The sequence below is a fragment of the Staphylococcus carnosus genome (assembly GCF_900458435.1).
GTDB lineage: Bacteria > Bacillota > Bacilli > Staphylococcales > Staphylococcaceae > Staphylococcus > Staphylococcus carnosus.
Genome location: NZ_UHCT01000001.1, coordinates 1 through 12,879 on the forward strand (window position 1 = coordinate 1; position 12,879 = coordinate 12,879).

The 12,879-nt window shown below is 36.9% G+C and carries 9 protein-coding genes and 1 other annotated feature (1 of these 10 only partly in view); of the genes, 7 read left to right on the plus strand and 2 right to left on the minus strand.

Annotation, left to right across the window (positions count from 1 at the left end; all coding sequences use genetic code 11):
• The 6 genes from dnaA to gyrA form a co-directional block, all read left to right on the plus strand.
• Window positions 1–1,362, plus strand: a 1,362-nt coding sequence (gene dnaA, locus DYE31_RS00005; RefSeq protein ID WP_015901712.1) for a chromosomal replication initiator protein DnaA, incomplete at its 5' end; no start/stop codon positions are given.
• Window positions 1,363–1,616: 254 nt separating this feature from the next.
• Window positions 1,617–2,753: a DNA polymerase III subunit beta gene (gene dnaN, locus DYE31_RS00010; RefSeq protein ID WP_015901711.1), complete on the plus strand. Its 1,137-nt coding sequence runs from the start codon at window positions 1,617–1,619 to the stop codon at window positions 2,751–2,753.
• 363 nt (window positions 2,754–3,116) lie between these two features.
• Window positions 3,117–3,341 (plus strand): S4 domain-containing protein YaaA, encoded by a 225-nt coding sequence (gene yaaA, locus DYE31_RS00015; RefSeq protein WP_015901710.1) that lies wholly within the window; start codon window positions 3,117–3,119, stop codon window positions 3,339–3,341.
• Window positions 3,338–4,450 (plus strand): DNA replication/repair protein RecF, encoded by a 1,113-nt coding sequence (recF, locus tag DYE31_RS00020; protein WP_015901709.1) that lies wholly within the window; start codon window positions 3,338–3,340, stop codon window positions 4,448–4,450. The genes yaaA and recF overlap by 4 nt, the downstream gene beginning before the upstream one ends.
• Window positions 4,451–4,462: 12 nt before the next feature.
• Window positions 4,463–6,394 carry a DNA topoisomerase (ATP-hydrolyzing) subunit B gene (gene gyrB, locus DYE31_RS00025; RefSeq protein ID WP_231839081.1) on the plus strand — a complete coding sequence of 644 codons (1,932 nt, stop codon included), beginning with the start codon at window positions 4,463–4,465 and terminating at the stop codon, window positions 6,392–6,394.
• Window positions 6,395–6,440: 46 nt separating this feature from the next.
• Window positions 6,441–9,119, plus strand: coding sequence for a DNA gyrase subunit A (gene gyrA, locus DYE31_RS00030; RefSeq protein ID WP_015901707.1), 2,679 nt, complete (start codon window positions 6,441–6,443; stop codon window positions 9,117–9,119).
• Window positions 9,120–9,183: 64 nt separating this feature from the next.
• Here the strand turns inward: gyrA and DYE31_RS00035 are convergent, their stop codons facing one another.
• Together DYE31_RS00035 and DYE31_RS00040 are read right to left on the minus strand one after the other, a co-directional pair.
• The gene (locus DYE31_RS00035; RefSeq protein ID WP_371860254.1) at window positions 9,184–10,047 is read right to left on the minus strand and encodes an NAD(P)H-hydrate dehydratase; all 864 of its coding nucleotides are present in this window, start codon (window positions 10,045–10,047) and stop codon (window positions 9,184–9,186) included.
• A 323-nt stretch (window positions 10,048–10,370) separates the two neighbouring features.
• Entirely contained in the window at window positions 10,371–10,865 is a 495-nt protein-coding gene (locus DYE31_RS00040; RefSeq protein ID WP_015901705.1) for a hypothetical protein, read from the minus strand.
• 262 nt (window positions 10,866–11,127) lie between these two features.
• Between DYE31_RS00040 and hutH the strand changes: the two genes are divergently transcribed.
• Window positions 11,128–12,642, plus strand: a complete 1,515-nt coding sequence (hutH, locus tag DYE31_RS00045) for a histidine ammonia-lyase (RefSeq protein ID WP_015901704.1) — start codon at window positions 11,128–11,130, stop codon at window positions 12,640–12,642.
• 83 nt (window positions 12,643–12,725) lie between these two features.
• Window positions 12,726–12,879 (plus strand) — a binding site (T-box leader) (it continues 53 nt past the right edge of the window).

The window sequence follows — 12,879 nt, forward strand, 5'->3', positions numbered from 1 at the left end:
ATGTCTAAAGAAGAAATTTGGGACAAAGTTCTTGAATTGGCAAAGAACGAATTAACCCCTATTAGCTATAGCACTTGGTTTGAACCGCCAAAAACGGAATTAATCGATATCCAAGAAAATACAGCTATTATTTTGGTTGAATCAAATTTTGTTCAAGATTTTTTAAAAAAGCAATATACCGATATCATTGCTGATTTAATTGAAAAAGCAATCGGGACAAAACTGATGCCTAACTTTGTAATTCAAGAAGATTTAACTGAAGACAAGCAAGTGAAAGATTCTGCAAAAGCAAAATCTGAAGCTAAACCCGATGTTCAAGCGCCTCAAAACAGCAGCGAAGATCAATTTAATGTACATAATACATTTGAAACTTTTGTCATCGGTCCCGGCAACCGCTTCCCGCACGCTGCAAGTCTTGCAGTAGCTGAAGCGCCGGCTAAAGCCTATAATCCGCTCTTCATTTATGGAGGCGTTGGTTTAGGAAAAACGCATTTGATGCATGCGATCGGACATTACGTTTTAGAAAATAATCGCGATGCGAAAGTGATTTATACATCAAGTGAAAAATTCACGAATGAATTCATTAAATCTATTCGCGATAATGAAACCGAGCAATTCCGTGAAAAATATCGTAATATCGATGTACTTTTGATTGATGATATTCAATTCATCCAAAACAAAGAACAAACACAAGAAGAGTTTTTCCATACTTTCAATGATTTGCATCAAACTGGAAAACAAATTGTCATTTCAAGTGATCGACCACCAAAAGAAATTGCAAAATTAGAAGATCGCTTGCGTTCACGTTTTGAATGGGGACTCATCGTAGACATCACGCCGCCTGATTATGAAACAAGAATGGCAATTTTACAGAAAAAGTTAGAGGAAGAAGATGTGGATATCCCACTTGAATCACTCACTTATATTGCGAATCAAATTCAATCCAATATTCGTGAGTTAGAAGGCGCGCTTACGCGAGTTATCGCCTATTCAAGATTACAAAACGAAGCAATCACAACTGAACTGACTGCTGAAGCATTGAAAGATATTATTCAAACTCCAAAATCCAAAAAAATAACAATTCAAGACATTCAAAAAGTGGTAGGTCAATACTATAACGTACGTCTTGAAGACTTTGCTGCTAAGAAAAGAACTAAATCCATTGCTTATCCTAGACAGATAGCAATGTATCTTTCTCGAGAACTTACTGATTTTTCACTTCCGAAAATCGGAGAAGAATTTGGAGGTCGTGATCACACAACCGTGATTCATGCACATATGAAAATTCAAACAGATATGTCAGAAGATCCTATTTTCAAACAAGAAGTAGAGAATTTAGAAAAAGAAATTCGAAATCAGTAAACAAAATAAATGTTTTACTAAAAAACGGGGTAAAATTGAATGGAAATCAGAAACTGTTATATGACAGTCAATAAAAATCAATTGGGGATAATGTTAAAAAGTTATACACACCATGCACAGTTTATCCACATGTGAATAACTTCGTATCTCAAGGTTTTTCTGAGTTATCCACTAATCCACAGCCCCTACTACTATTACTACGGTTTTAAAACCTATATAATTAATTTATAAACGACTGGAAGGAGTTTAATAAAATGATGGAATTCACGATTCGAAGAGATTATTTCATAAACCAATTAAACGACACATTAAAAGCAATTTCACCAAGAACAACATTACCTATTTTGACAGGTATTAAAATCGACGCTAAAGAAGATGAAGTGATTCTTACAGGATCAGACTCAGAAATCTCAATTGAAATTTCAATACCAAAACAAGTTGATGGCGAAGACATTGTCACTATTTCAGAGACAGGTTCAGTAGTACTTCCTGGTCGTTTCTTTGTAGATATTATTAAAAAATTACCAGGAAAAGATGTTAAACTTTCAACAAATGCACAATTCCAAACTTTAATCACATCAGGTCATTCTGAATTTAACTTAAGCGGATTAGATCCAGATCAATATCCATTATTGCCGCAGGTTTCACAAGATGACGCTATCCAATTACCGATTAAAGTCTTGAAAAACGTGATTGCGCAAACAAACTTCGCTGTGTCCACCTCAGAAACACGGCCAGTTTTAACTGGTGTGAACTGGTTGATTCAAGATAATGAATTAATATGCACTGCTACAGATTCACACCGCTTGGCTGTAAGAAAATTAAAATTAGAAGACGAAGATATCGATAACAAAAATGTCATCATTCCAGGTAAAGCATTAGCTGAGTTGAACAAAATCGTTTCTGACTCAGAAGATGACATCAATATTTTCTTTGCTTCTAACCAAGTATTATTCAAAGTCGGACACATTAATTTCATTTCACGTCTGCTTGAAGGACATTATCCAGATACATCTCGTTTGTTCCCTGAAAACTATGAAACAAAAATTGAGATGAGCAACAGTGATTTCTATCACGCTATTGATCGTGCATCACTACTTGCACGTGAAGGCGGCAATAACGTTATTAAATTAAGTACTGGTAATGAAGAAGTTGAACTTTCTTCTACTTCACCAGAAATCGGTACTGTAAAAGAAGATGTTAATGCTAATGATGTTGAAGGCAGCAACTTAAAAATTTCATTCAACTCTAAATACATGATGGATGCCTTAAAAGCAATCGACAGTGACGAAGTTGAAGTTGAATTCTTCGGTACGATGAAACCATTTACGTTAAAACCGAAAGAGGACGATTCAGTTGTTCAATTAATTCTTCCAATCAGAACATATTAATTTACCAAAATAAAAGGTGACACCATTTAAAAATAAGCAGAAATCCAAGTCGGGTTTCTGCTTATTTTATTTTTATAGCTGATTCATTTTGAAATTAAAGATAAAAATCAATTTTAAAGTATCTCAGAGAACGCTGAACGCGTTTAAATTATTTGTTGGATAAAAATATCGTCTTTAAATCAAAAATCAATGACACCTTTTAAAATGCAAAATTCTGCTATGGACTCTGTGAAATCTACACTTTCTGCAAAAAGTTGAAAATTATATGCAAAACTACCTAGAAACTAGCCTCTAATACATGAAATTTATGACAAAAAAAGGTATAATATATTAATGACCTTATAAAGAAATGGAGTGAGTAAATTGGTTGAAAAAATCATAGTTGAAGGTGAAATTACTTTAGGACAATTTTTGAAAACTGAAGGAATTATTGAATCTGGCGGACAAGCAAAATGGTTTTTAAAAGAATTTGATGTTTATTTGAATGGCGAACGTGAAACACGTCGCGGCAAAAAACTAGAAGATGGTGATCAAATCGACATTCCTGAAGTTGGTTCATTTGTAATTGCTCAACAAGGTGACCAATGAAATTAAACGCACTCCAGCTTGAAAATTATAGAAATTACGAAGAAGTTGTATTGGATTGCCATCCTGACGTCAATATTTTGATTGGAGAAAACGCACAAGGCAAAACCAACTTGCTCGAATCAATTTACACACTTGCACTGGCTAAAAGTCATCGTACTTCAAATGACAAAGAGCTCATACGTTTTAACGCTGAGTATGCTAAAATAGAAGGTGAGCTGAGTTATAGACACGGCAAGATGCCATTAACGATGTTTATAACTAAAAAAGGCAAGAAGGTTAAAGTAAATCACTTGGAACAACATCGTCTGACTCAATATGTCGGGCACTTGAATGTTGTTCTTTTTGCCCCAGAAGACTTAAATATCGTAAAAGGGTCGCCTCAAGTGCGACGTCGATTTATCGATATGGAACTGGGGCAGATTTCTGCAGTGTATCTGAACGACTTGTCTCAATATCAGCGCATTTTAAAACAAAAGAATAATTACTTGAAACAATTGCAAATGAAACAAAAGACCGATCGTACGATGTTAGAAGTCTTAAATCAGCAATTTGCAGAGTATGCGCTGAAAATCACGTTGAAGCGCGTGCATTTCATCAATGAGTTGGAAACACTAGCAAAACCGATTCATTCAAGTATCACTGATGAACGTGAAACTTTGGATCTTGAATACAGACCAAGTTTAAAACTTTCAGAAGAAACGGATGAAGCAAAACTTTACGAAGAAGTGCAAAAGCTTTTACAAGACAATATGGAACGCGAAATAGAACGCGGTGTGGCACTTTATGGACCTCACCGTGATGATTTGGGTTTTAAGGTTAATGAAATGGATGCGCAAACGTATGGATCTCAAGGTCAGCAGCGTACAACAGCGTTATCTATCAAGTTGGCTGAAATCGAATTAATCAATATCGAAGTAGGCGAATACCCAATCTTATTGCTGGATGATGTATTAAGTGAATTAGATGACTCCCGTCAGACTCACCTATTAAGTACTATTCAAGATAAGGTGCAGACATTTGTTACTACAACATCTGTCGAAGGTATCGACCACGAAATTATGAAACATGCAAAACTTTACCGAATAAATCAAGGTGAAATTATCAAGTGATAGAAAGTGAAGGTGGAAGCATTGTCAGATGTGAACAACACGGAAAATTATGGTGCTGGACAAATTCAAGTTTTAGAAGGACTTGAAGCGGTTCGTAAGCGACCAGGTATGTATATTGGTTCAACTTCAGAAAGAGGTCTGCACCATTTAGTTTGGGAAATTGTGGACAATAGTATTGACGAAGCATTAGCTGGCTATGCTGATAAAATCGAAGTCATTATCGAAAAAGATAATTGGATTCGAGTAACAGATAACGGACGTGGTATTCCTGTTGATATTCAAGAAAAAATGGGACGTCCTGCAGTTGAAGTTATCTTAACTGTTTTACATGCCGGAGGTAAATTCGGCGGCGGCGGATACAAAGTTTCAGGTGGATTGCATGGTGTAGGTTCATCTGTTGTAAACGCACTATCAGAAGACTTAGAAGTCTATGTTCACCGAAATAATAAAATTTATAATCAAGCTTATAAACGCGGTATTCCGCAATATGATTTGAAAGTCATCGGCGAAACAGAACATAACGGTACAGAAATCCGTTTCAAAGCCGATCCTGAAATTTTTACAGAAACAACGACTTACCAATACGAAGTATTACAAAAACGTATTAGAGAATTGGCTTTCTTGAATAAAGGCATTCAAATCTCTTTACGTGATGAACGTGATGAAGATAATATTCGCGAAGATTCATACCACTATGAAGGCGGTATTAAGTCTTACGTAGAATTATTGAATGAAAATAAAGAACCTTTATTTGATGAACCTGTATATGTTCATGATCGTAAAGATGATGTAGAAGTTGAAATCGCAATTCAATATAATAGCGGCTTCACAACAAACTTATTATCTTATGCGAATAACATTCACACTTACGAAGGCGGAACGCATGAAGATGGCTTCAAACGCGCCTTAACACGTGTGTTAAACAGCTATGGTACAAAATCAGGTTTAATCAAAGAGGATAAAGAACGTTTGTCTGGTGAAGATACACGTGAAGGTATGACAGCAATTGTCTCAATCAAACACGAAGATCCTCAGTTCGAAGGACAAACAAAAACAAAACTCGGCAACTCTGAAGTACGTCAGATTGTAGACAGACTTTCCGCTGAAGATATGGAACGTTTCTTGTATGAACATCCGCAAGTTGCACGTATTATTATCGAAAAAGGTCTGATGGCTTCTCGTGCACGTATTGCAGCTAAAAAAGCACGTGAAGTAACACGTAGAAAATCTGCTTTAGAAGTTTCCAGCTTACCTGGTAAATTAGCAGACTGCTCAAGTAAAAACCCTGAAGAAAGTGAAATCTTCTTAGTCGAAGGTGACTCTGCCGGAGGGTCTACAAAACTTGGACGTGACTCTAGAACACAAGCGATTTTACCATTGCGCGGTAAGATCTTGAACGTTGAAAAATCACGCTTAGACAGAATTTTAAATAATAATGAAATCCGCTCAATGATTACTGCATTCGGTACAGGAATCGGCGGAGAATTTGATATTTCTAAAGCACGTTATCATAAAATCGTTATTATGACAGATGCCGATGTCGACGGTGCCCATATCAGAACACTCTTGTTAACATTCTTCTACCGCTTTATGCGCCCGTTGATTGAAGCAGGATATGTTTATATTGCACAGCCGCCATTGTTCAAATTGACACAAGGCAAACAAAAATATTATGTCTTCAACGAAAGAGAATTGGAAAAATTAAAATCAGAATTGAAACCAACACCAAAATGGTCAATCTCTCGTTATAAAGGTTTAGGAGAAATGGATGCTGACCAATTATGGGAAACAACAATGAACCCAGAACACCGTTCAATGCTTCAAGTTACATTAGAAGATGCGATTGAAGCGGATACGACATTTGAAATGTTGATGGGCGATGTGGTTGAAAATCGTAGACAATTCATCGAAGACAACGCTGTATATGCGAACTTGGATTTCTAATTTTGAAATACAGCAACGGAATTAATAACTTAAGGAGGAATTCTTGATGGCTGAATATCCTGAATCAAGAATAATTGAACGAAACATCAGTAACGAGATGCGTGAATCGTTTTTAGATTATGCGATGAGTGTAATCGTATCTCGTGCTTTGCCAGACGTCAGAGATGGTTTGAAACCAGTACATCGTCGTATTTTGTATGGTTTGAACGAACAAGGAATGACGCCTGATAAACCGTATAAAAAATCTGCACGTATTGTTGGGGATGTAATGGGTAAATATCACCCTCACGGTGACTCTTCTATTTACGAAGCTATGGTACGTATGGCACAGGATTTCAGCTATCGTTACCCTCTTGTTGATGGACAAGGGAACTTCGGTTCAATGGATGGTGATGGTGCAGCCGCAATGCGTTATACAGAAGCACGTATGACAAAACTTGCGACAGAATTACTAAGAGATATCAATAAAGATACAATTGATTTTATTGATAACTACGATGGTACTGAAAGAGAGCCGGCAGTCTTACCTGCTCGTTTCCCTAACTTGCTTGTTAACGGTGCTTCAGGTATCGCAGTAGGTATGGCAACGAACATTCCGCCTCACAACATGACAGAAGTAATTAACGGGGTATTAAGTTTAAGTCATAATCCAGATATCACAATCAGTGAATTGATGGAAGACATCCAAGGTCCTGACTTCCCAACAGCAGGATTGATTTTAGGAAAAAGCGGTATTCGTCGTGCTTATGAAACAGGACGCGGTTCGATTCAAATGCGTGCTCGTGCTGAAATCGAAGAACGTGGCGGCGGTCGCCAACGTATCGTTGTTTCTGAAATCCCATTCCAAGTTAATAAAGCACGTATGATTGAAAAAATTGCAGAATTAGCGCGTGAGAAAAAAGTAGACGGCATTACAGATTTACGTGATGAAACAAGTTTACGTACAGGCGTACGTGTTGTGATTGATATCCGTAAAGATGCAAATGCGAGCGTTATTCTTAATAATTTATACAAATTGACACCACTACAAACATCATTTGGTGTGAATATGATTGCTTTAATCAATGGCAGACCAAAATTAATCAATTTGAAAGAAGCTTTAGTTGAGTATTTAGAACATCAAAAAGTCGTAGTTCGCAGACGTACTGAATACAACTTGAAAAAAGCTGAAGATCGTGCGCATATCTTAGAAGGTTTAAGAATTGCGTTAGACCATATCGATGAGATTATTTCAACAATCCGTGAATCTGAAACAGATAAAGAAGCAATGGAACGCTTGCAAGGCCGTTTCAAATTATCTGAACGCCAAGCGCAAGCTATCTTAGATATGCGTTTAAGACGTTTAACAGGTTTAGAACGCGATAAGATTGAATCTGAATATAACGAGTTAATCGCTTATATCGAAGAGTTGAGAGCTATTTTGGCTGATGAAGAAAAATTACTAGAACTTGTTCGAGAAGAATTAACTGAAGTCAGAGAACGCTTCGGAGACGAACGCCGTTCTGAAATCCAACTTGGCGGTTTAGACCAAATTGAAGATGAAGACTTAATTCCAGAAGAACAAATTGTTATTACATTAAGTCACAATAACTATATTAAACGTCTTCCGGTTTCAACTTATCGTGCACAAAACAGAGGCGGTCGCGGTGTTCAAGGTATGAATACTTTAGAAGAAGATTTCGTGAGCCAAATCGTTACAATGAGTACTCACGATAATGTCTTATTCTTTACGAATAAAGGCCGTGTTTATAAATTGAAAGGTTATGAAGTGCCGGAACTCTCACGTCAGTCTAAAGGTATTCCGGTTATTAACGCAATCGAATTAGAAAATGATGAATCAATCAGTACGATGATTGCGGTAAATGACCTTGAAAAAGAAGATGCTTACTTAGTATTTGCGACTAAGAATGGTATCGTAAAACGTTCATCACTCAGCAACTTCTCACACATTAATCGTAATGGTAAAATTGCAATCAACTTCAGAGATGAAGATGAGTTAGTAGCAGTTCGTCTTACTGACGGTACTAAAGACGTCTTACTTGGAACATCACACGCTTCATTGATTCGCTTTAAAGAATCTAAATTACGTCCATTAGGCCGTACAGCAGCTGGTGTGAAAGGTATTACATTACGTGAAGGCGATGAACTTGTCGGCTTAGCAGTAGCAACTGAAGACAGTGAAGATGAAGTCTTAGTTGTAACTGAAAATGGTTACGGAAAACGTACACCGCTTAATGAATACCGTATTTCAAACCGAGGCGGTAAAGGTATTAAAACTGCGACAATCACTGAGAAAAATGGTGATATCGTCTGCATCACAACTGTGACTGGCGAAGAAGATATTATGATTGTAACGAACCAAGGTGTAATCATCCGAATTGATGTAGACGACATTTCTCAAAATGGACGTGCTGCACAAGGTGTTCGTCTTATCCGTTTAGGTGAAGAACAATTTGTTTCTACTGTCGCAAAAGTACAAGAAGATCTTGAAGATGAGCTAGAAGGAACATCGGATAGCGAAACTCCTGGTGAAGGTGAAGCAACAGTTTCAGTTGAAGAACATGTTGTTGAAACTGATGATGAGGGACAAACAATCCATACTGAAGTCGATGAAACAGTTGATGAAGATGGAGAAAAAGAAGAATTAAGACAAGACTTTATGGACCGCGTCAATGAAGATATCGAAAGTGCGGATCATGAAGATGATGAAAACGATGAAGAATAATAGATAAATGAAAAGAAGCTTTCTGCAGTGCTGGTTATCATCAGCAAGCAGAAAGCTTCTTTTTTTATGCGTCTTCGCCGTCTTTTTCTTCTAAACGTTTCATCGCATAAGGAATTTCTTTAATTAAATTGGATGGCGGTACAACATACATATCTTTAGATAAGCATTCGCCAATATAACTGTGTACATAAGTACCTGTTGTAACAGCATAGTCAAAATCATCAAATTGGCCGACAAAACTTGTGATAATACCAGCAAGTGTGTCACCCATACCACCTGTTGCCATTGCAGGTGTACCGATATCTAATTTATAAGTTTGATCTTTTAAATAGATTTCAGTGCCGTGTTTTTTCAAAACAACAACACCGCCCATTTCATTAACCGCTTCACGGTTACGTTCTTCTGTTTGTTCATCAATAGGAATACCGCTCAAGCGTTCCCATTCCATTTGATGCGGTGTGTAAACGATACGGTGGCATTTCGGAATATCTAATTTCAATTTACTGATGATTGAAATCGCATCTCCATCAATAATCAAGTTTTGGTGCGGCTGAATATTTTGAAGTAAAATTGTCATCGCATTATTACCTTTGAAGTCTTTGCCTAATCCAGGACCAATCAAGATACTGTCCGTCATTTCAACCATTTTTGTTAATTGTTTCGTATCGTTAATGTCTATCACCATTGCCTCAGGGCAACGTGAATGGATAGCAGCATGGTTAGTTGGGTGTGTCGCAACGGTAATCAAACCGCTTCCGCTGTAAACACAAGCACGTGCAGCCATGATAATTGCGCCACCCAAATTCGCATTTCCTCCAATTAAAAGAATCTTACCATAATCACCTTTATGCGTATCATCTTTTCTTTTTGGAATAGATACGTTATTTAGTATTTCCACTACAATCCCTCCATCTTTCTTAAAAATCATTTAATAAGCAATAGACACCTTGTTATAGTTCTCGCTGAATCATTTGTCTTTATTCTGCTTTAATTGATAACCCTAAAATTTAAGCACATCTACGAATGGCAGATGAGCTTTTTAAATCGTCGTTAATGTACTTTTTCTTAATGCAATAACTCATATTATACCTGTCCCTTGAGTAAGTCAACACTAAAACTTAAAGTAAATATTAATACTTTATTAACGATGAAAGAATGTGTGAAAAACGTGATAACGAGTAGTGTGAAATACATTTGAACATAAAAAAGCCGAAGTCTGGATAAAGACTTCAGCGCAATAAACAAATTAAATTATTTAAAATGTTTTCTGAATGTGATGATTGTACCGAATGCAATGAATAAACCTGCTACGATTGTCATAACAGTTGTATCTGCACTATCTTGTCCAGTATCAGGAAGCGGTTCAATGTTTTGTCTCGGTTGTGCTTTAGATTCTACAGGTATGCCATGCGTATTTAAGTAGTCTTTTCCCTCTCTCGGAATAATAACTTCGCCATAAGCAGGCTGATCTTTAGCTGCTTCAATTGTACTTTCAACATAGTCGCGATATGAAGTTTGATAGCTGTTGATAGAACCGATGCCGCCGCCTTCTCCTAAATTAGAACCGTTTAGTCTGGCTTGCAGCAAATTGTCGTGCTGTGTTTGCCATTCTGAAGGTGTAGCGAGTTGAATGTCTGTTTTTTCGTTATCTTCTGCTGCATCTGCTTGATTGAACAATGAAGTCGAACTGCCCATGAATAATGAAGTTGCAATGATAGATGAAACAATCAACTTAGAATTCCTCAATGGATGACACTCCTCTACTTTTTTTGTCACTTGGAGTGTATCATCAAAAGATATATTATTTGCGTCATTTACAGAATCCATACCATATCATGAAGGAGGATTCATAAACTTAAATACTACTTAAGATAGAAAAGGTTTTAGCTTGTTAAATTAGTGACGTATTACCATGCTACGGCTTTGCTGAAATCTATTGTCCCTCTCTGAATGTAAGCGTATACTTGTGATAATTGTAAGTTCTTATTTTACTAAGGGGGTAATTCAATTGACATTAGAATTAAACGGAGCGTCGCTCTCAATTGAAGACATAAAAGATTTTTTACATCAGCAAGATCAAGTTGCAATCTCATCTGATGCACTGGAGCGTGTTAAGAAGAGTCGTGCAATTGTAGAAGATATTATTAAAAATAAAGAAACAATCTATGGTATTACTACAGGATTTGGTTTATTCAGTGATGTCTTGATTGATCCAGGCCAATATAATCAGCTGCAAGTGAATTTAATTCGTTCACATGCTTGTGGGACAGGTGACCCATTCTCGCATGACGTTGCACTTGTGATGATGATATTACGTTTAAATACAATGTTAAAAGGCCATTCAGGTGTAACTACTGATTTGGTAGATCAATTGATTTATTTCATTAATCATCGCATTATCCCAATTATTCCACAGCAAGGTTCATTAGGTGCATCAGGTGATTTAGCACCGCTTTCTCATCTTGCGTTAGCATTAATTGGAGAAGGTAAAGTATATTATCAACAAGAAGAACGTGAAAGCAGCGAGGTACTTGAAGAATTAGGTCGTAAGCCGTTACAGTTATCTGCTAAAGAAGGATTAGCATTAATCAACGGTACACAAGCCATGACAGCACAAGGTGTTATTAATTGGATTGAAGCGGAATCATTAGCTTATCAATCTGAGTGGATTGCTTCATTGACGCATCAAGCATTAAACGGTATTACAGATGCTTATCGTCCTGAAGTGCATGATGTGCGTAACTTCCCAGAACAAAGCGCAGTGGCTGATCGTATGTTGTACTGGTTGGAAGATTCTAATTTAACGACACATCAAGGAGAAATCCGTGTTCAAGATGCTTATACATTACGTTGTATTCCTCAAGTACATGGTGCAAGCTTTGAAACTTTAAACTTTGTAAAAAAACAATTAGAACGTGAAATGAATGCAGCGAATGATAATCCGCTTATTTTCCATGAAGATGATGAAACACTTGTGATTTCAGGCGGAAACTTCCATGGTCAACCAGTGGCTTATGCATTAGATTTCTTAAAAGTAGCAGTCAGCGAATTAGGCAACATTGCAGAACGTCGTTTGGAACGTTTAGTCAATCCGCAACTTAATGGAGACTTACCTGCATTCTTAAGTCCAGAACCTGGTCTGCAAAGTGGTGCAATGATTATGCAATATGCAGCAGCAAGTCTTGTATCTGAGAATAAGACGTTAGCACATCCGGCGAGTGTAGATTCTATTCCATCATCAGCAAACCAAGAAGATCATGTGTCGATGGGAACGATTGCTTCTCGTCATGGTTATCAAATTGCGGATAATACAAGACGTGTATTAGCGATTGAATTAATTATTGCGTTGCAAGCTGTAGAGCTAAAAGGTATTGATAAATTATCGCCGCGTTCTCGCGAAAAATATGAGACGTTACGCAATATCACGCCTTCTATTACAGAAGATCGTCAGTTCCATAAAGACATTACAAAAGTAGCGCGATACTTGCAGCAAACGGCTTATACTGAAGTTGATTGTAAATAACATGAATTTTTATTGAATTCTGAAAAAGTTGAAAATACGTATTGCAAATTATAAAAACCTTTGCTATAGTGAACTTAAGTTAATAAGACATTGTTCGCAGGACAAGTAATCCTGGTAATTGATTTCAGAGAGCTTATGGTGAGTGTGAATAAGCAATCAATATCTGTGACGAATCTACCTGCTTATTGAAGGAACAACCGGTAATAACCGTTATTTTAGCGAGAGTGCAGTACTTAT